This is a genomic window from Kitasatospora dryopteridis (assembly GCF_050749075.1).
Taxonomy (GTDB): domain Bacteria; phylum Actinomycetota; class Actinomycetes; order Streptomycetales; family Streptomycetaceae; genus Kitasatospora.
This window is the reverse complement of record NZ_CP192749.1, coordinates 5,956,565-5,976,307: the sequence shown is the minus strand read 5'-3', so window position 1 is coordinate 5,976,307 and position 19,743 is coordinate 5,956,565. Positions and strand designations below refer to the sequence as shown.

The window sequence follows — 19,743 nt, the reverse complement described above, 5'->3', positions numbered from 1 at the left end:
TGCCTACTTCAGCGTGTCCTGCGCGAAGAAGGCCGCGGCTTTTTTCAGGATCTCGATGGTCTGCTGCTGTTCCCGGTTCTGCCGCCGAAGCCGGGCGAGCTCCTCGCGTTCCGCGCTGGTCAGCGCGCCCACCGGGCCCTCGCCCCGGTCCGCCTTGGCCTGGTTGACCCAGTTCCGCAGGCCCTCGGCACTGACGCCGAGATCCCGGGCCACCTCGGTGACGGTCCTGTCCGAGGACAGCGCGAGCTCGACCGCGTCCTGCTTGAACTCGGCCGTGTACCGCTTGCTCCTGTTGTTCTGCTTGCTCACTACCTGGGCTGCTTCCTCCGGGACCATCCGTCCCAGTATCAAGCTGTCCAGGTCAGCGGGGGAACCTCACTCCGGCCCTCTGACCACTGTCGGGACGACAGGATTTGAACCTGCGACCCCTTGACCCCCAGATCGCGATGCAAGGAGTTTCCACAGGTCAGAGGGCACCGAGAGCACGTTCAGCTTTTGAGTCGAGCTGCGATTGCTCGGCTCTGTGCATGGCGTGTGGTCCCGCCGCGGGACCAGCGGCGCCTCATAGATCGCTCCCTTGACCTCAGGTGCATCCGTTGACGCAGAACACAGTTGGCCGACCAGGCCAAGCAGCCGCTCCGGATCGAGTTCGGCGATCGGGACCCGCACGCCCGGCATATCCTCACGTCTCCGCCCGATGGCACGGCGCCCGCTTGTAAGGCCGCGCCGGCCGTTGTGGCCGGCCGGCGCGGTGGTGTGTGGTGGGATTGCTGGGTTGTGGTCAGCGGCTGGTGCCGCCGAGCAGGGCCGGTCCCTGCCAGCCACTGCCGGTCTGCCAGTCGTTCGCGACGAAGCCGTTGGTGTCGACGAAGGCGACAAGGTTGCCGGCGTTGGTGGTGCTGAGGCCGGAGCCGGCCCGGGCCTGGCCACCGATCAGCGCCGGGCCCTGCCAGCCACCGCTGGTCGCCCAGTCGTTCGCGACATCGCCGTTGGTGTCGATGAAGTAGAGGTGGTCGCTGTTCGCGTCGAACACCAGCGGGGAGTCGGAACGCGCCTGGCCGCCCAGCAGCGCAGGACCCTGCCAGCCACTGCTGGTCGCCCAGTCATTGGCCACATTGCCGTCAGTGTCCACGAACGCGACCCGGTACCCGGCGGCGTCGGTGGCGAGACCGGAGCCGGCCCGGGCCTTACCGCCGATCAGCGCAGGACCCTGCCAGCCACTGCTGGTCATCCAGTCGTTCGCGACATCGCCGTTGGTGTCGATGAAGAAGACATGGTCGCTGTTCGCGTCGAACGCCAGCGGGGAATCGGACCGGGCCTGGCCGCCCAGCAGCGCAGGACCCTGCCAGCCACTGCTGGTCGCCCAGTCGTTCGCGACATTGCCGTCAGTGTCCACGAACGCGACCCGGTACCCGGCGGCGTCGGTGACGAGGGAGGAACCGGCGCGCGCCTTACCCCCGATCAGCGCCGGACCCTGCCAACTGCCATTGGCATACCAGTCGTTGGCAACATTGCCATTGGTGTCAATGAAGAACACCTTGTCGCCGCTGGGACTGAAGACCACCGGCGAATCCGCACGAGCCTGCCCACCAAGCAGCGCCGGACCCGCCCAACCCGTGCTCGTCGCCCAGTCATTGGCCACATTGCCGTTGGTGTCCACAAACCCGACGTGACCACCGGCAGCATCAAACGACACCGTGCCGAGAGCTGACGCCCCGCTGAACGATACGCCGGGGTAGTAGCGGCTCAGTATCGACTGCCAGGAGTTACCGGCGAGGGCGCAGTTCTGCGACCCCCACTGGCTGAGCGTGTCCGGATAGCGGGACAGGCCGGAGCCGCAGGCCTCGGACGGATTGTTGGTGAGCGTGGCCTGATACGAGGCCTGGAAGACCGAGCCGTTCCGTGTCATCACCGTGTTCCAGGTCGCCGCAACAGCGGCGTTGGTGGCGGCGGTGGCCGAGCCGGGGATGTAGCGCTGGTAGTTGATGGAGTCGTCGACGTTGTAGCAGGTGCCGCCGTAGGATCCGCCGCGCCAGTGGTTGACCTGGTACCACGCGTAGGTCTTCGCCGCCATCGCGCCCGCCTTCAGCGCGTCAGGCTGCCAGGAGGGTATCCACTCATTGGCCAGCACATCCTGGACGTACGACTGGAACGGCACACTGACCACGCCGATCTGTGTGCCCGCTACCGGCGCCCCCGCGCTGGTGTGCTGTGAGTACTGCAGCACCCGGATGGTAGAGGGCGGGGTCGAGTCGGACGAGTAGCCGCCGCAGCTGCCCGCCGTCGCCTGCGCCGTGGCCGCGGCGGCCCGGTTGAGCGGGTCCGTCGCGGGTGCGGCCTGGTCGCTGCCCGACTGCGCCTTGCCCGTCAGCTGCACGGTCAGCGAGTCACCGGTGTGTTCCGGGGTCACGCCGGCCAGCTGGTAGGCGCCGAATCCCGGAGCGGTCACCGTGATCGTCACGGGTTTACCGGTCGGGTCCGGGTAGTCGAACTTGAACGCGCCCGCACGGTCGGTGCGGCCCACGAGGGTGCCGTTCACCTCGATGCGCGCGCCGTTCACGGCCGGCATCGAGGCGGGAGGGATGATCACCTCGCCGGACACCCTTTCTGCGCGGGCGTCCTTCACGGTCCCCGACAGGGTGATCGACTTTGATGGCGAAGCGCTCGGCGACGGCAGCACCGCCGCGACTGCCGTTCCTGCCGACACACAGCACACGGTCGCCATCGCCGTGACACCGATGAGCGTCGGGCGTAGGCCGCGGATGACTGACAAGTCTGATTCCCTACTTGTAAGGCCGCGCCGGCCGTTGTGGCCGGCCGGCGCGGTGGTGTGTGGTGGGATTGCTGGGTTGTGGTCAGCGGCTGGTGCCGCCGAGCAGGGCCGGTCCCTGCCAGCCACTGCCGGTCTGCCAGTCGTTCGCGACGAAGCCGTTGGTGTCGACGAAGGCGACAAGGTTGCCGGCGTTGGTGGTGCTGAGGCCGGAGCCGGCCCGGGCCTGGCCACCGATCAGCGCCGGGCCCTGCCAGCCACCGCTGGTCGCCCAGTCGTTCGCGACATTGCCGTTGGTGTCGATGAAGTAGAGGTGGTCGCTGTTCGCGTCGAACACCAGCGGGGAGTCGGAACGCGCCTGGCCGCCCAGCAGCGCAGGACCCTGCCAGCCACTGCTGGTCGCCCAGTCATTGGCCACATTGCCGTCAGTGTCCACGAACGCGACCCGGTACCCGGCGGCGTCGGTGGCGAGGCCGGAGCCGGCCCGGGCCTTACCGCCGATCAGCGCCGGACCCTGCCAGCCACTGCTGGTCATCCAGTCGTTCGCGACATCGCCGTTGGTGTCGATGAAGAAGACATGGTCGCTGTTCGCGTCGAACGCCAGCGGGGAATCGGACCGGGCCTGGCCGCCCAGCAGCGCAGGACCCTGCCAGCCACTGCTGGTCGCCCAGTCGTTCGCGACATTGCCGTCAGTGTCCACGAACGCGACCCGGTACCCGGCGGCGTCGGTGACGAGGGAGGAACCGGCGCGCGCCTTACCCCCGATCAGCGCCGGACCCTGCCAACTGCCATTGGCATACCAGTCGTTGGCAACATTGCCATTGGTGTCAATGAAGAACACCTTGTCGCCGCTGGGACTGAAGACCACCGGCGAATCCGCACGAGCCTGCCCACCAAGCAGCGCCGGACCCGCCCAACCCGTGCTCGTCGCCCAGTCATTGGCCACATTGCCGTTGGTGTCCACAAACCCGACGTGACCACCGGCAGCATCAAACGACACCGGCGAGGTCTGGGCCCGGTCATCGGCGATGTTGTCGTATCGATAGGGACTGAAGGTGCCGTGCCCAGCGAAGTAGGGGTACGGAATGTGGCGCCGCACGGCACCGACACTGCTCGCCTCCTCCAGGCCGTCGTACTCGGTGTGAGCGGAGTTGGTCCAGCCGTTGAAGATGACGACGTGCCCGAGAGCACCGGATGCGGGGTTGAGCAGGATATCGCCCGGCTTGAGGTCCTCCTTGCTGATGGCGGTGGAGAAGTTCGGCAGGGTCCCGGTGGTCTCACCCCAGTTGTTGGCGCTGGATGAGGCCAAGTTCCAGGCCATCGAGACGAAGCCGGAACAGTCGGTGCGGTACCTCCCGTTGGCGTCCGTCCGGTAGGCGCCCATGCTGTACGGCACACCAGCGTTCACCCAGCTCATCGCCCGGGATATGACGTCCGAGCGGGTGACGGCCGACGCGGTGCGCTGGTTCAGGGTCGGCGCCGTCAGCGAGCGGGAACCCGCCTTCTTCGCGGCGTCGGCCAGCTCCGAGGCCGTCGCCGTCGTCGGATTGGGGACAGTCGGAACGAACACACTCTGGTAGCCGGAGGTCGAGGCAACGACGGCGACCCCATCGGGGTCGGTAGGCGCCGCTGCGGCCGGGCCGACGAGGGTCCCACCAAGCGCACCCGCTACAGCAACGGCGAGAGTGGTTCGTAGGACAAGGCGAAGGGACATCTTCAACTTGGGTAACTCCAGTAGCAGAGATCGATGGATGGAAGAGCGCCCGCTCGTGCTGTGACCGCGAGGCTGCTGCCCCAGCGGAGTCCCTTCTCGCCGCGGATGCGGGCGAGTTCCCGGCGCTGGACGGCCAGGAGTTTCGGGGTGGCAGGCGTTGGCGTTGCGCACCGGAGGATCTGGGGGGTGCGGGCTACCGGGAGTGGTTCGCTTCGGTCGTGCTCCGGTGGTGCCGCGCACGGTCAGTGGGAGGGCTGGTACTCCTCCCAGGTCTGGATGGGGATGGGGATGCGGGGGCCGTCGTCGGCGGCGTGGTTGGCCAGGCCGTTGAGGCCGAGGTCGCCGGGCGCACCGTGCTGACGGACAAGATCTTGTGCGACGACTGATTGTCAGGACAGCTGACCCGGTGATGGACAATCAATTCCTTACAAGTGCACGGCGTTCCGCTGTCCTGACAAAGTCCGTACAACGTCCTGACAACGTCCGAGTGCACCGTTGGACAGCTGGACAACCACCGCGCGCAGGGACGACCAGAAGTCAGCTGCAGTGGCTCCAGCCGCTGGTCCACGGGGTGCCCGTGTGGGAGCCGCCCAAGGACAGGTATCGGGTTTGTGATCAGTTTGTGCGTTTCGCCCTCGCGGTCGCGCCTGATCCGATAGATCCTGTTGTGTGACGCGAGTGCAACTGATCGATGCCGAGTGGGAGTTCATCGAGCCGTACCTGCCAATCAATCGGTGAGTACGGCCCATATCCCGAGCGGCTGCGCCGGCAGTTCGAGGGCGTGATCTGGAGGTTTCGGACGGGCAGCCAGTGGCGGGAGATACCGCAGAAGTTCGGCGCCTGGTCGACGGTCCACAACCGCTTCCGGCAGCGGAGGGACGCCCGGGTGTTCGAGGCCCTGCTGGAGGGTGCGATCGCGGAGGCCGCGAAGCGGGGTGAGGTGGACTTGTCGCTGGTCAGCGTGGATTCCACCACCGTCCGGGCCCCACCACGACGCCGCGGGCATGCACCTCGACCCCGCCATGCTCGCCGACTGGGAGAAGGCCGCCGAGGAGGCGGAGAAGGCCCGGCAAGAAGGGGCAGCGCGGAGGGACAAGGCGGACAGGACACCGCACACGACCCGGAACGGGACGAGCGGCGACGTGTCCGACGCCGACGCAGGCTCCGCCTGAAGGCCGCGCTGCTCGGCCGCTCCAGGGGCGGGCAGACCAGCAAGGTCCACGTCGCCGGCGAGCGCAGGTGCCGCCCGCTGGTGCTCGTTCTGACCGAGGGGCAGGCCGCCGACAGTCCGCAGTTCATCCCCGTGTTGGAGAAGGTGCGGGTCCGCGGGCCGGTCGGCCGCCCGCGCACCCGACCCGACGCGGTCGCCGGGGACAAGGCCTACTCGTCGCGCGGAAACTGCGCCCACCTGCGTAAACGCGGCATCAAGGCCGTCATCCCGGAGAAGCGGGACCAGGCCGCCAACCGGAAGCGGAAAGGCTCGGCGGGCGGCCGGCCCGTCGGCCACGACGCCGAGCTCTACAGGGAGCGGAACACCGTCGAACGCCTGATCAACAGGCTGAAGGCCTGGCGGGGCATCGCCACCCGGTTCGACAAGACACCAGAGAGCTACCTTGCAGGCCTCCACCTGCGCGGCGCAATGACCTGGATCAAAGACCTCACCAAGACCACCCCGTGATCACGACCGAGTACGCTCCCTAGGCGGGGTAGCGGCAGGCGGTCCGTGCGGCAGTGCTCCGGTCGCCCTCGCCCAGCGACAGCGGCCGCGCCTGGGTGGGAGCCGCAGGGGGAAGGGTCAGCGCGTCCAGCACATCGGTGGGGCCGTCCCCACCCAGGCAGGCGACGGCGACCAGCTGGATCGGGCCCTGATCAGCCGTTGGCTTCGCGATCCGCCAGGGGAGCACAAATCCGTCGACGCCGACGCCGATCAGGCCGAGCTGGTGCCAGCGCGGCACGGGCACGGCTTGTCCGCTGTCGGAGAAGTACCCGGCGAACCCCACGATGCCGAGGTGGGAACCGCTGGCGCGCAGTTCCACGGTCTTGGGGTCGGAGGGTTGTGGCGCGACCGCCAGGGAGATCGACGATGGAGCCGGGAACTCACCCGGGCAGCGGTCCGGCCTCAACTCCCACGGCGGATTTCCGTGCACCACCGCCGACGAGACCAGCCCGCCGCTGCCCAGTTTGAACCAGCGCACATCGGGAGTCCCGGCCGTCACGTCCACCTCGACGTCACCGATGCAGAAGCCGACGAACTGGACCCTGCACCCGGGCGGGATCTGGTCGATCACCGGTGCGCTGCGGGTGGCGCTGCTGCGGACCCGGGTGCTCCCGCTGTAGGTCATGCCCTGGAAGGTGTTCCCGCCGGCCGGGCCGGCCGGACAGCCGGATCCGGAGACCGTGTGTGTGTCGCCGGACCCGCGCTTGGGACCCACGAGCAGGCCGGTCAGCACCAGCGCCAGGGCGACGGCCATGACGGGCAGCCACGCCCGCGACCGCCACAGGCGCCGATGCGGTGCTCCCGGCTCCTCGCCGTCGACCGGCTCGGGCTCGAAGCTCTGTTTCTGGAACGCGTCCACCACCGGGGCTCGGTTCTCGGTGTCCGCCTGCGTCGGCTCGACTAACTCCGAGACGGTCAGTGCGACCTGCACACTCGACGGCCGGACCCGCGCGTCGGCTCCGGTGCTGCCGGCGAGCCGACGGTCGAGTGCGTACCAGTGCCTCTCCCAAAGCTTGACATCGCCACCGCAGGCGCCGACATACGCCAGCGTCACGTCCAGTGTGGGCCTGCGCACGCCGCCGGCGGCGTCGCTCAGCGTCGCGGCACTGAAGCCTGCGGTAGCTGCGAGTGCCCGATAAGTCGGGTTCCCGGCCGCCTGCCGCAGACACCTCAGCTCGTAGGCGAACGCCTGCAGTGGGCCGTCATCGGGGTCGAGCGGTCGTAGCCTACGGGGCAACGGACTCCCCTTCGCCGCCCACGGTTGGTACCGACATCCCCGGATTCCCCCTCAGCTCTGTTGCCGTCAGCCGTAGCCGGTCTCGCTGCCACGAACCCCGGCCCCACTGCTGACCTGCGGCAATATGTAACGCGCACCAGCTGACTGATCATCACATTGTTGCACAGGGGGTGGGCGTCCTTCACCGGAGATACACAGGGCGCTGCCCCGGGAGCAGAGGCATCCCGGGGCAGCGCCCTGTGTGTCGCGGAGGTGTCCGGCGGGTAGGGCCGATCAGGTGTAGCACTAGGGCCTGTTGCGAAAGTGCTGGTCACAGCCACTCGTTGATGGCCGCGACCAGCACCGTTGCCTCGCAGCGCACGGCCAGCCTGTCGTACCGGGTGGCGACCGCCCGGTGCCTCTTGAGCCGGTTGATCCCGCACTCCACCGCGTGGCGCTCGCGGTAGTCGATCGCGTCGAACTTCGGCGGTCGGCCGCCGCGGGAGCCGAGTCTCCGGCGGTTGCGGATCTGGTCCTTCTTCTCGGGGATCGTGCACCGGATCTTGCGTCGTCGCAGGCAGGAGCGGTTCTTGCGGGAACCGTGGGCTTTGTCCGCGCGGACCTTGTCCGGCCTGGTGCGCGGCCGCCCGGGGCCGGGGCGGGGAACCCGGATTCCTTCCAAAACGGGCTCGAACTGCGGGGAGTCTCCGCGCTGCCCGGCGGTGATCACGATGGACATGGGCTTCTGCCCCTGCTCGACCGCCAGATGAATCTTGGTGGTCAATCCGCCCCGGGAGCGTCCGGGGCCGCGGTCGGTGGGCTCGGCGTCGACACCACCGGGCGGCTCCTTCTGCAGAGCCCCTTTTTCGAGGCGCCCGCCGCGCGCTGATGGGCCCGGCACACCGTCGAGTCCACGCTGATGTCCCAGGTGATCAGGCCTTTCGCGTCGGCCTGGGCCTGAAGCTCGGTGAAGATCCACTTCCAGGTGCCGTTGCGCTGCCAGCGCCGGAACAGGTCGTACACCCGGTCCCAGGGGCCGTACCGCTCGGGGACATCCCGCCACGGTGTCCCGGCCCGAGTCCGCCACCGTATCCCGTCGATCAGCTGCCGCCGGCTCCACTTCGGCGGCCGGCCAGGCTTCTTCCTCTTGGGTAATACCGGTTCCAAGCGGGCCCACTGTGCGTCTGTCAGATCTCCACGTGCCACGGCACGTGATCATCCACAACCAAGATCCACTTTCGCAACAGACCCCTAGCTCAGCAGACTGGCGCTTTGCCCGAGATGCTGGAGTGGTGCGCGCAGGCTGCGGCGGCAGCGGGTAGAGCCGTGAACATCGAGCTCGCCGCGCCCGACGAAAGAGCCCATGTGCTCATCGAGCTTCCAGGAGCCGATGTCCCAGCAACTTGAGCGCGCTCACCAGTCTGCTCAACAGCACCGTCCCCTTCTTCTCCTGCACTCCCAACGAGGACCGGATACTGCTGGAACTCACCCAACCCCCCGAGCTGACGTCGCTCACGGGTCTTGCACGGATCGGCCTCGACGCATACGCGAACGGCACCCCAGAGCCTCGGCAGGCTGGTGTGGACACAGCCGCCATCTCTGAGCAGCGCGCCGATGAGGACCCGCAAAGGGACTCCGCCGCAGATAGCGACTACTCCCGGGAAGGCATCCACCCGGGCCATGCTCAGGACGCTGTGCCATCCGCACCCTGACCTGTCTGCCTCCTCCTGCTTCCAGGCAGAGGCAGACAGGGTCCTCTCACCTATCACATCACCACCGCCAAGGGAGAAGTCCTGTTCAGGACGGCGAACAGGTGGCGGATGATGGCGGAGTGATGGCAACTCAAACGCCATGCTGCGCCAGCTGCCTTCCCCGAGCGCTGAAAGCCATCGTGGAAACAGGCTCTCCTTCTGGAGGAACGCTTGGCTGCTCATCCTGACCGTGGACGGATCTACCGGCGATGCGGCTGCCGCGACGCCAACGGAAAGCAGTTCGGCGCGCGGTGCCCCAGCCTCAGCGGCACCACGCGCCACGGCTCCTGGGCCTACGCCTTCGACGTGCCCTCGGCCGACGGACACCGCAGGCAGCGGCGCCGCAGGGGCTTCCCCACTCGCAAGGCCGCTCGTGAGGCGCTGGAGCACGCCCTCGAATGCGAGCGCACCGGCCTGGACCGCGACGACGATCTCACGGTGGCCGGCTACCTGACCGGGTGGCTGCGCACCAAGGAGGACGTGCTCAAACCCACCACGTACGCCCGCTACCGAGACCACGTGCACAACGACCTCGTTCCGGCCTTCGGCCGGCTCAGGCTGTCAGACCTGCGCGAGCGGCACATCGCCCCTTGGAGCGACGCCGAGCTTGCCCGAGGGCGGGGACGCACCAACGTCTACCGCGCCGGCGCCACCCTCTCCAGCGCTCTGAACACTGCGGTCCGCACCCGACGGTTGGCCGACAACCCGGCGCGCTATGCCGTCATGTCCCGCCCCGCCGCGCCCGAGCGGATCTGCTGGACCCCGTCGCAGGCTGCGACGTTCCTGCGGCACAACCACGACACCTACGGCGACCAGCTGGCGGACGCCTTCGAGGTCCTGCTGGGTACCGGGATGCGCCGCGGCGAACTTCTGGGTCTGCACTGGCTCGAGGTGCACCTGGCCGAGCGGATACTGCTGGTGCGGTGGAACCTCACCGCCGTCGACAACAACCACCTCCACCTCGGCCACCCCAAGACCAAGGCGAGCCGCAACTGGGTCAGCCTCTCCCCTCGGGTCGTCGCCGCGCTCGAACGGCGGGCTGCGGCCGCGCGGGCGAGCCTGCCGGAGGGCGCCCCGCTCGAAGGACTCGTGTTCTGCCAGCCGGACGGCGCGCCACTGCGCCCGCAACAGCTCCTGGTCACGCTGCGCCGCAGGTCGGCGGAGATCGGTCTCCCCCGGATCGGGGTTCACGACCTGCGGCACACGGCCGCCAGCATCATGATCAGCTCTGAGGTTCCTTTGGCCGTGGTGTCGAAGACGCTGCGGCACTCGACGCTGTCAACCACGGTCAACATCTACGGTCATCTGCTCCCGCACGCCGCGCGCGATGCCGTAACCGTCCTGTGCCAGGCGCTCGACGACGCCTCGCCGCCTTCCGCCGCCCCCTACGGCGAAGCGTCAGGCCTTCCGGAGGCCGCGTAGCCGACGAGAAGTCACCCGGGCCATGCGTCCTGCCATCACGTCGCCATCACCGTTCACCCGAACGAGAACAGCGGGCCTGCCGATTTCCGGCAGACCCGCTGGTCACATACGTCGGGACGACAGGATTTGAACCTGCGACCCCTTGACCCCCAGCAGGGACTTTGAGAGACGTAGAGCGACTCCGGCCTGGTTCAGGGCTGTAGTCGTCTGATGCGCGCGCCGGCCCGCCGTCGAGGGCGGCTCGGCGCTCCAGTGTGCCGAACCGATCCGCACGCGCGAGGCCGGCGTCAGCACTGCTTTATCGGTGAGCGGGCAGCGGCATGTGCGGGGGTCACCGGAGCTGTTCCAGCGGGTAGCCCTGGGCGAGAGTGGCCTTACGGAAGGCGGTGAGTCGGTCGGCGGGGACGGCGAAGTGACGCTCCCCCAGCGGGGTTGCGACGCCACGCAGGCGCCGGTCCCCGGCCAGGAGAGCAGCCACCACGGGGTCCGCGCATTCGATCAGGTGGACCGGGCCAGTGTCGCGGACCTGGCCGAGACGACGGGCCGCGTCGTCCAGAAGCGTCGTGACGGTCTGCGGCAGCGGATGCCGGCTCGCCGACTCCAGGTAGCGGCGCAGCTCGGTGAGGTCGCGCCCGGCGTCGGCGGCTCGGAGCAGGGAGCGGTGGGTGAGGCTCCAGACGTGGTCGCCGGTCTTGTCCGCGAAGGCGTTCAGGAGCAGGGCGTCGGCCGGGGCGAGTCCGTCGAGGGCGGCGATGCCGTGGTTGGGCAGGACGGTGATCCGGCCGGGCGGGGTTGCCGGTTGGGGCCTGGGGCTGGGCGTGTAGGTGGCGCTCTGGTCGGTGGCATAGGCGCCGAGCGGGTTGAGGCGTACGGCAAGCAGGCCGTCGTAGCGGCTGAGTTGGTCGAGGTAGTCGCCGCCCCAATTGTGCTGGTAGTCGGTGCGGGCTCCGGCGGGCGGGATGTAGTCGATGTCGACCAGGCCGAGGACGGCGGCGTACTCGAACAGCACGGCGAGGGTATAGCGGCCTTGCAGCAGCGACCAGTCGTGGTGGCCGTCGTAGCCGAGGCTTCCGTACTGGGGGTCTTCCAGGTACAGCTTCCACAGGGCGCGTTCGGTCCGGGTGATCACGGGGTCCTGGCCGGCTCGGCGCATCTGCGCGAACAGGTCGTCCACGGTGATCCATTGGCCGACGGTGCGGGTGGTGAGCGCCTGGCCGACGAGCTCGCGGCGCGGTCGGGCTGCGGTGAGGACGTTGGCGGCACGCTGGCCCTTGATCTCCTCGATCCGGGAGAACTCGTCCAGCAGGGTGTTCTTCAGCCAGCGCCGCCAAAGGGCGGCGATGGTCTCGTGTGCGGGCTTGGCGAGTGCGGTGCGGCCGCGCGGGGTCAGGGTGAGCTTGCCAGAGGCGAGCGTTGCCAGGCCGCCGGCTTGGAAGAGCAGGGGCCAGGCGAAGGCGGCGATGGCCTCGTGTTCGTAGAAGTCGCCGCCGTCGAGGACTTCGGTGATCGCGGCGACGGCGGCCGCGCCCGGCCTGCGGGTCTTCTCGCTGCAGCGGAGCCTGCCCGTGGCGCACAACTGCAGCACGGCGGCCAGATTGGCCTGCGCCTCGTGTTCGGTGGCACGGATCCGGCGCTCCTTCTCCTGCCAGTCCTCGAGCTGGTGATCGATGCTCACAACTGCCCCATCGCCACGGTGTAGTGGAAGCCGTCCGGGCCGCAGGACTGCTCCAGGGTGCGGACAATGTGCCGGGCGTCGTCGTGCGGGCCGGAGACGTAGAACGGGTTCCCCTCGCGGCCGAAGACGATCGGGGGCTCGTCGCCCCGCACAGGCCCCAGGTACGGGGCGGTGTCCGCGAAGCCGGGTGCGGGCGTGAAGCCGAGGGAACGCGCGTACTCGACCGCGCCGTGCACGATCGCGCGCGTCTGGTCGAACTCGATGCTCAGCGGCGGCTGGTCGAAGGCCGAGTAGTACCGGCGCAGATAGGCAAGGAGTGAGCCGGCTCCGATAACCTCCGGCTCGACGGTGTTCTTCACACCCAAGCAGTAGACGTCCACCAGGAACCCGCACACTGTCACTCTGCTGGCTCGCTCCTGACGGGCCACCAGCACCTGCGCAAACCACCGGTCGCGGGATCGGCGGTGGCATGCGGGTCGGCCTGCGCCCACGCGGGCACGGCGGCCAGTCCCAGGCCGACGCTCCAGCCCGCGTTCACCCAGCATCCCACCGCCGGCCGATCGGCTGGGTCCGTCCCTTCCGCCTGGCACTCAGCTGCCTGTCGCAGCAGCGCACTCGCCTGCGCGGGGCGCAGACCGAGCGCCCTGGCGATCTGCTTCGGCCCGCTCCCCGCGGCCCGCAGCTCCAAGACCCTCGCCAGCACATCGTCACTCTCCATCACCCAGCATTCTCCACCAGCCCCGCACTACCTTGGACCTGGCCCTGGGATGTCGACCCGAACGGCTGGCAGACGCTTCAAGCAACCGCCGGCGCCCCTGGTGACGGTATACCCTGCGCTCCGAGCCCAGCTCCCACGGTGGAACTGCCATCCGTTCTCCACGTAAGCCCGCCATGTCGCCCGAGTCTCGCAGCCGCAAAGCCCGAGAAGAAGAACCAGGGCGCCAGCGGACGATAGGGCAAGCCTTGCCGCCGTGTCCCAAGGCGGCCGCCGGGCCGCCGAGCACTGCCCCCAGATGCACTGATCCTGTGGCCGCCCCTCGGAGGAATCCCAGAGCCGCAGTCCCAGCGCGCCGGCGCCCGGACCGGTCACCTGGCAGCCCCCGCCGACAGCCGCAGGACCTCAGCCGGCGAACGGGTCAACCAAGGCCATCGGCGTGCGTGCCACCTCCAGTGCGCGCTGTGGGAATCGTGGTCCGGCCGTGTAGTACCTCGCCCGAGTACGCCCAACCGGCTCAAGCACCTGGGCAGCGACCATGTCTCGTAGATCTCGCTGCGCCTGCTGCAGGCTCAGACTCTCGGCGTGCTCGTAGCGCGAGCGCCGCACACGGCCGGCCATCGCCACATCGTGCAGGGCGGAGACCACGCGCTCGTCGACGCCTGCGCCTGCCGCGAAGTCGGCAAGCAGGCCCCAGACCCGCCCCGACCGCTCAAGGCGGGCTCGTACGGTCTGCGCCTGCTGATGGTAAGCGGTCAGGTTGAAGCGAACCCAGCTGGAGACATCCTGGTCGGGCACGTACTCGGAGCCCCGGCGACCCAGCTCCCGGTAGTACTCCCAGGTATTGCCCGGACGCCCCAGCCAGGCCTCGATCGACGAGAACTCCGGCGCCAGTACCCCCTCCCTGGCGATCATGAGCGTCTGCAGCGAGCGTGACATCCGGCCGTTCCCGTCCGCCCATGGATGAATGGACACCAGATGCAGGTGCGCCATGGCGGCCCGTACCAGCGGGTGGGTGCCATCGTCGGAGTTCAGCCAGTCCACCAACTCCCCCATCAACGCCGGGACATCCCCCGCGTCGGGGGCGGTGTAGGCGGCAATGCTCGGATCGCGGGCATCGGTGACATACACAGGTCCCCTCCGCCACTGCCCGGCCGGCTTTCGCACAGTGTGACGATGCCCCTGCAGCATCCAGTGCAGGGCATTGAGAAGGCCCTTGCTATAGGAGAAGTCCTCGACATCGAAAAGCGTCTGGATGTACGTCATCATCCGCTGGTAGGCAAGCGTCTCCTCGCGGTTCTCCTCCGACACCTCGACGTCGCGCTCACCTTCCAGAAGGTCCTCGACGTCGACCGTGGCGACCTTGAATCCCTCAATGGAGTTGGATGCCGCCACGGCATCGGCCGTCAGGAACTTACGCAGGCCCTCAGTCCACTTCGAGGGAGCCGAACGCACCTGGTGGCGCAGAGCCAGGCGCATGCTCTCGACGTCGCGGAGAACTCGTTCGTCGTGAGCAGTGAGGACAGGGGTGGGGAAGAGCATGCAGCAATGATAGAGTGACGCAGTCATTACGTCAAATCACGAGGCGCCGGACGGTAGCCGTGCCCGGCGAGCCAGGCCCGCGCCCGGCCGCGCTGCCGTTCCTCGGCGAACAGGTAGAACCGGCACAGCTCGTCCTCACGGCGCGCCAGGACGTCCTTGAAACGGCGGAACGCCCCGCGGCCCGTGATCGCGATCTCCAGGCGGTCCGTGAAATCGGCGTCACCGACTGTCGCGATGAACAGCTCCATGTCCCGGTAGCTGTCCCGGGAGCCCTCGCACCACACTGGTAGCCACCGCTCGGGGTCTTCGTCATCCTCCGTCTGGTCGTCGGAGTCGGCCTGCTGGGGCCAGCAGTCACCGGTGGTCAGGTCGATCCGGCCACCGCCGAAGACGGGGTCGCCTTCCAGCAGCCCGGACAGCTCCTCCAGATCCACCGGCAGTGGCCTGAGCAACGGCACGGGGCCGCGGCCCAGGGCGGCCTCGAGCTGCCGCGCCAACTCCGCGTCCCCCTCCCAGTCGCGCTCGGCGAGCCCGGCGACGCACTGTGCAGCCAGTTCCGCCGCGCCCGGCACCCGCGGTCACCGCGTCGCCGACGGTATCCCCCACCTGCTGCAGAACCTCGGCCAGCAGTTGCTCCGACAGCAGCGCGACCAGCGCCGCCCCGTCGCCGGCATGCCGCGCCGCACGCAGCTGCCGCAGGCTCTCCACGTACCCCTCATGGACAGCACGGTAGCCGCACACCCGATCCGGCGAACGTCACCTCCGCCGTCAGGGAACGGGCCCTCGGGCGTCTGCTCGCGGAGATGCCCGACGTGGTGGGATGGGCGCATGGGCACGAACACGGTCTCCCCGGAAGAGCTCGCCGCACTGGTGGACAGGCTGCGGTGGGACAAGCGCCGCCATCCCTACCACGGGCGGGGCGAGTACCAGGCAACCGCCCACCGAGCACTGGAGACGGCGACCACCCTGGTCGAGGCCGGCCGGGCCCACACGATCGTGCGAACGCTGCGCACCGCCGTGGATCGGGTCACCCGTACGCTGATGTACCTGGACGACTCCTCCGGCATCGTCGGCGACGCGCTCCAGGGACTGGTCGACCTGTACGCCCGTGCCCTGGAACAAGCCCCGCCCGCCAACCCCAAGACGCTCGCTTCCTGGCTGGTCTCAGCGCAGTTCGACGGTCCCGGCTGGCCCCGCATCCACCTGCGCGCGTTCGCGCCCGCCCTCGGCGAGCGGGGCATTGCCGAGATCACCGCCCAGGTCCAGGCGCGTGCCGCCGACGCCGACCCCGACTCGTGGAGCGCCCAGTTCGCCGTCCGCGACTTCCGCGAGCAGCTCGCCGAGCTCACCGGCGACACCGACCACTACATCGCGGTCCTCGCCGAGGACTTGAAGAACCCCGAGCAGTACTGCAGGATCGCACGCGCCCTGACCGACGCCGACCGGCCTGCCGAGGCCGTCAACTGGGCCCGGCGCGGGCTGGCCCACCATCCCGGCAACCCCTACAGCGACAGGCTCCGCGCCCTGCTCGTCAACCTCCTGCTCGACGACGGCCAACCCGACGCCGCGCTCGACATACGCATCACCGAGTTCCACCGACACCCCATCGCCGCCACCTTCCGCGCGCTCGCCGCCACCTGTGACCGCACCGGCGACACCACGCCACTCGTCCCAGCACTGGACGAACTGCGTGCCCGCGCCGCAACCGACCCCTACCGCCTCAGCGAACTCATCCAGGCCTTGACCATCGCAGGCCTCGCCGAGGAGGCATGGTCCACTGCCGCCACCCACCCCCACGAGACCGGCCCGCACCTGCTCAGCTCCCTCATCGAGCATCGCGAAACCGTACATCCCGCCGACGTACTGGCCCCCTACCGCTACCTGATCCAGGCCCAGCTCGCCGACACCGGCAAGTACCGCTACGAGCACGCGATCAAGCTGCTTCGCCGCCTGCGCGCCGCCCACACCGCAGCAGGCGACCCCGGCGGCTTCAGCCGCTACCTCGCCGAGCTCCGCGCGGAGCACAAGCGCAAGACCAGCTTCATCGCCAAACTCGACAACGCCGGACTGACTCCCTGATCTGATCTGCTCAGCTCGACGGCTTCGCCTACCAGCCGCGCAGCGCCCCCCAGCGCCGCTCGAACACCGCCACGCCATCGGGCCCGAGCAGGTGGCGGTAGGAAGCAGGCAGGTTCAGGAACGAATCCGTCTCGCATTCAGCAGCCAACTTGGCGAGGCGCTCGGCCAGCTCCGCCGGGTCGACCTGCAGCTGCTCGCAAAGGCCGACATGGACGGCGCCGATGGCAGAGCCGATCTCACGCGACTCACGATCGTAGGTTCGCCAGTCCTGGCTCAGCACCCCGGCGAGATAGTCCCAGCACTCGGCGGCGTACTCCACCGCATCCAGCAGCTCGACCGACGGCGGACGCAGCGCCAGCACCTGAAGTTCGGCCACCACAGCGCGCCCCGCAGTGACGATGTCGTGCAGGTCGTACTCGTACCGGCCGTCCGGGATCTCCCTGGCCTCGTCCACCAGCGCGCGCAGCGACGCCAGATCCCCGGCGCCCGGCGCGCCGAGGCGGCCGGTGACCACCTGGAGGTCCATGGCGAGCTGCCGGTCACGGACGGCATGACGTGCGATCAGGGCGATGAGCTCCGCGGTGTCGAGGGTCTTGGCCAGATCGCGGTAACGGCGCTCCTTCGGATCCACCGTCTGCGAGTCAGGGCGGGACATGGGCAGCGCGATCCAGGGGAACTGGGCTTGCACCGCAGCCAGGGCCACGGCAACCGTGTGCGGGCACAGAGCACCGGTGTGGGCGTCGAGACAGTCGCACTCTCCCGTCAAGGCACGGCCCACCACACCGACCCAGACCTGCCATGTCTGCGTCCCGTCCGCAACGTCAGCATTGGCACCGCCGTAGCCCGGCTCCAGGCGCTTGACCGCACTGGCGGCCAGCAACTTCTCGCCGCCGCGGTAGGCCTTCGCGGACGCGGCGGACCGGACAGTGTCGACAGCGATACTCACAGCCATCCCGCCATCCAACCGATCCCATCGCAGCCGCGCAACAAAATCCCCGAACGAGTGAGCCCGCACTCCGACTCCGCCATGGGCTGGTCCCACCCCACCGCCGCACTTTGCGCTTTGACAAGGGGCTCTCGCAGGTCAAGAGCCTAAACGATCACCCGTGGTCGCAAAGTGTGCCCAGACTGGAGGAACCACGAAACCGCTCGCCCTCGGAATGTGATCACCATGCGTTCCTCCGCGCGTACCGGCCGCGTCTACCGCCGATGCGGCTGCCGCGACCTCCAGCAGAAGCAACTCGGCGCCCGCTGCCCCCGCCTCACCACCGAGCCCGACCACGGCACCTGGACCTTCGCCGTTGACCTCCCCTCCCCCGACCGTCGCCACACCCTCCGCCGCGGCGGCTTCGCCACCAAGGAAGCCGCCCGCGCCGCCCTCCACCGGGTGCTCGACGCCCAGGACGGCGGCTACAACGCCGACCCCAACCAGACCGTCGCCGACTACCTCACCACGTGGCTCGGCACCAAGGCCCTCACCCTCAAGCCGACGACGCTGATCCGCTACCGGGACTACGTCACCTACGACCTCGTCCCGAACCTCGGGCACATCAAGCTCGACGAGCTCACCCGTCGGGACATCGCCAGCTTCGCCCGCACCCAGCTCGCCCATGGCCGCGGCCCATTCACCCTGCACCGCTGCCTCGCCACCCTCTCCAGCGCCCTCGGTGACGCCGTCCGACAGGACCGGCTTCCCCGCAACCCCGCGCGGCCCAGCGTGCTGCAGCGCCCCGCGTCCCCCGAACGCCGGATCTGGACCGCCGACGAGGCCGCCCGCTTCCTGCGCTACTGCCACCGGGCCGACCCGTTCCTGGCCGACCTGTTCGAGGTCCTGATCGGCACCGGCATGCGCCGGGGCGAGGTCCTCGGTCTGCACTGGGCGGACGTCCACCTCGACCAGCACGTCCTCTACGTCCGCTACACGCTCTCCTCGATCAACAACGCCCGCACCGTCCTCACCGCGCCGAAGACCCGCAGCAGCAAAAAACTGGATCGCCATCTCACCCCGCGTCGCCACCGTCTTCCGGCACCACGCCATAACCCAGGGCCCCATCCCGCCCGACGGCCTGGTCTTCTGCAAACCCGACGGCCAACCGCTCCGGCCGCAGCGCGTTCTGGACCGCCTGCGTCGGCTCTCTGCCGAGGCCGGAGTCCCGAAGGTCACCGTCCACGACCTTCGCCACCTCGCCGCCACCCTGCCCATCACCGCCGGCGTCCCCCTGATCACGGTCTCCAAGACGCTCCGCCACTCGACGCTCTCGACGACCGCGAACATCTACCACCACCTCACCCGGAAAGCGGCCAGCGACGCCGTCGACACCATCGCCGCCGTCCTCGGCCAGGCCGACCGCGCGGCCGCACACCACCGCTGGCCCACCTGGCTGCGACCACACCGCGACCACAGTGAAAGCGTCAACGGCACCCGACAAGCTTCAAGCTCCGCGCGCTTGCCGCTGCTTGAATCCTGGTCCCGCACCGTTCAAGGCATGAAGGCGGCACATGCGACCACAATGCGACCATCAGCCGACGAAACGTCAAAAAGGGCCGCTCCCACATCACTGCGGAAACGGCCTACGACCTGCGGTTATGCAAGTCGGGACGACAGGATTTGAACCTGCGACCCCTTGACCCCCAGTCGCCCGGCGATGTGCATCGCTGCACGTCAGACCGTAGACAGCACGCGCTGTCCGTTGACCGAAGCACACCTCGGTGCGTGGTGGTGCGCAGCGCGTGGTCCCTGGCAGTCCCCCGGCTGGCTGCAACCCGGATCTGCCTCAAGCCGCGGAAGCAGGAGGCTGGTCCGGCCGACCTCGGCTACGCGGGACTCACCTGAGGGCGCCGTCACCACTCCCCGCGCTGCCGTGCCCTTCTCGCGCGAACTGGATCAGCCCTCGCAGTAGTCCGCCCCGGTGCCGACTGCCCCAGCTGATCGGTGTCAGAGCCACCCGCGGAGGGCTTGTCGTGCGGGGCGTCAGGGCCGGCGGCTTACGCTCGGGAGCTTGCCGTCGAACTCCCGACCGGCCCGATGGCCGCTCTCGCCAACCTGGTCTTTCTCGGCACCCGGACGACACCCAGTCACGACTGAGCTTTGAGGCGGCCCGCACCCGGACGCACCGTTTAGCCCGCGCTTGGGGACACATCG

At 69.0% G+C, this 19,743-nt stretch carries 13 protein-coding genes and 2 pseudogenes; 5 read left to right on the top strand and 10 right to left on the bottom strand.

Translation table 11 applies throughout. The features are described 5' to 3' along the window. Positions 1-3: 3 nt before the first annotated feature. The 3 genes from ACQ614_RS26955 to ACQ614_RS26945 all read right to left on the bottom strand — a co-directional run bounded on the left by ACQ614_RS26955 (position 4) and on the right by ACQ614_RS26945 (position 4,484). Positions 4-309, bottom strand: coding sequence for a transposase (locus ACQ614_RS26955; RefSeq protein WP_431681310.1), 306 nt, complete (start codon positions 307-309; stop codon positions 4-6). A 472-nt stretch (positions 310-781) separates the two neighbouring features. Continuing rightward, positions 782-2,773, bottom strand: a complete 1,992-nt coding sequence (locus ACQ614_RS26950; protein ID WP_431681308.1) for a SpoIID/LytB domain-containing protein — start codon at positions 2,771-2,773, stop codon at positions 782-784. Between the two features lie 82 nt (positions 2,774-2,855). Further along, positions 2,856-4,484, bottom strand: coding sequence for an NlpC/P60 family protein (locus tag ACQ614_RS26945; protein ID WP_431681307.1), 1,629 nt, complete (start codon positions 4,482-4,484; stop codon positions 2,856-2,858). Positions 4,485-5,153: 669 nt separating this feature from the next. Here ACQ614_RS26945 and ACQ614_RS26940 point away from each other — a divergent pair. Beyond that, positions 5,154-6,162: pseudogene (locus ACQ614_RS26940) on the top strand (IS5 family transposase). Between the two features lie 19 nt (positions 6,163-6,181). Here ACQ614_RS26940 and ACQ614_RS26935 read toward each other — a convergent pair. Together ACQ614_RS26935 and ACQ614_RS26930 are read right to left on the bottom strand one after the other, a co-directional pair. Beyond that, entirely contained in the window at positions 6,182-7,255 is a 1,074-nt protein-coding gene (locus ACQ614_RS26935) for a hypothetical protein (RefSeq protein ID WP_431681306.1), read from the bottom strand. Positions 7,256-7,748: 493 nt separating this feature from the next. Continuing rightward, positions 7,749-8,623, bottom strand: a protein-coding gene (locus ACQ614_RS26930) for an IS5 family transposase (protein WP_431681305.1) whose coding sequence is annotated in 2 segments (ribosomal slippage) — positions 7,749-8,276 and positions 8,279-8,623 — 873 coding nt in all. Because the reading frame shifts where the segments join, the coding sequence is not laid out codon by codon here. Between the two features lie 716 nt (positions 8,624-9,339). Between ACQ614_RS26930 and ACQ614_RS26925 the strand changes: the two genes are divergently transcribed. Continuing rightward, positions 9,340-10,590 carry a tyrosine-type recombinase/integrase gene (locus ACQ614_RS26925; RefSeq protein WP_431681304.1) on the top strand — a complete coding sequence of 417 codons (1,251 nt, stop codon included), beginning with the start codon at positions 9,340-9,342 and terminating at the stop codon, positions 10,588-10,590. 331 nt (positions 10,591-10,921) lie between these two features. Here ACQ614_RS26925 and ACQ614_RS26920 read toward each other — a convergent pair whose 3' ends face one another. The 4 genes from ACQ614_RS26920 to ACQ614_RS26905 form a co-directional block, all read right to left on the bottom strand. Further along, on the bottom strand, positions 10,922-12,265 hold the full coding sequence (locus tag ACQ614_RS26920; protein ID WP_431681303.1) for a helicase-associated domain-containing protein: 1,344 nt from the start codon (positions 12,263-12,265) through the stop codon (positions 10,922-10,924). Continuing rightward, a complete protein-coding gene (locus tag ACQ614_RS26915) occupies positions 12,262-12,666 on the bottom strand; it encodes a hypothetical protein (protein WP_431681302.1) in 405 nt (134 codons plus the stop codon). Before ACQ614_RS26915 ends, ACQ614_RS26920 begins: the two co-directional genes overlap by 4 nt. A gap of 719 nt (positions 12,667-13,385) precedes the next feature. After that, complete coding sequence (locus ACQ614_RS26910) at positions 13,386-14,522, bottom strand: Fic family protein (protein ID WP_431681301.1); 1,137 nt, start codon at positions 14,520-14,522, stop codon at positions 13,386-13,388. 26 nt (positions 14,523-14,548) lie between these two features. Continuing rightward, a complete protein-coding gene (locus ACQ614_RS26905) occupies positions 14,549-15,094 on the bottom strand; it encodes a UPF0158 family protein (RefSeq protein ID WP_431681300.1) in 546 nt (181 codons plus the stop codon). Positions 15,095-15,350: 256 nt separating this feature from the next. On the opposite strand from ACQ614_RS26905, the gene ACQ614_RS26900 reads away from it, so the two are divergent. Continuing rightward, entirely contained in the window at positions 15,351-16,601 is a 1,251-nt protein-coding gene (locus ACQ614_RS26900) for a DUF6880 family protein (protein WP_431681298.1), read from the top strand. Positions 16,602-16,629: 28 nt separating this feature from the next. On the opposite strand, the gene ACQ614_RS26895 is transcribed toward ACQ614_RS26900, so the two are convergent. After that, positions 16,630-17,547 (bottom strand): hypothetical protein, encoded by a 918-nt coding sequence (locus ACQ614_RS26895; RefSeq protein ID WP_431681297.1) that lies wholly within the window; start codon positions 17,545-17,547, stop codon positions 16,630-16,632. Positions 17,548-17,772: 225 nt separating this feature from the next. On the opposite strand from ACQ614_RS26895, the pseudogene ACQ614_RS26890 reads away from it, so the two are divergent. Both ACQ614_RS26890 and ACQ614_RS26885 read left to right on the top strand, forming a co-directional pair. Then, positions 17,773-18,132: pseudogene (locus ACQ614_RS26890) on the top strand (hypothetical protein); the annotation flags it as partial. A 460-nt stretch (positions 18,133-18,592) separates the two neighbouring features. Beyond that, the gene (locus ACQ614_RS26885; RefSeq protein ID WP_431684034.1) at positions 18,593-19,213 is read left to right on the top strand and encodes a tyrosine-type recombinase/integrase; all 621 of its coding nucleotides are present in this window, start codon (positions 18,593-18,595) and stop codon (positions 19,211-19,213) included. The last annotated feature ends 530 nt before the right edge of the window (positions 19,214-19,743 follow it).

What these genes read in the sequence shown, in the direction of transcription:
- ACQ614_RS26910 (WP_431681301.1), bottom strand. Translation starts at nt 14,522, where the DNA reads ATGCTCTTCCCCACCCCTGTCCTCACTGCTCACGACGAACGAGTTCTC.
- ACQ614_RS26945 (WP_431681307.1), bottom strand. Translation starts at nt 4,484, where the DNA reads ATGTCCCTTCGCCTTGTCCTACGAACCACTCTCGCCGTTGCTGTAGCG.
- ACQ614_RS26900 (WP_431681298.1), top strand. Translation starts at nt 15,351, where the DNA reads ATGGGCACGAACACGGTCTCCCCGGAAGAGCTCGCCGCACTGGTGGAC.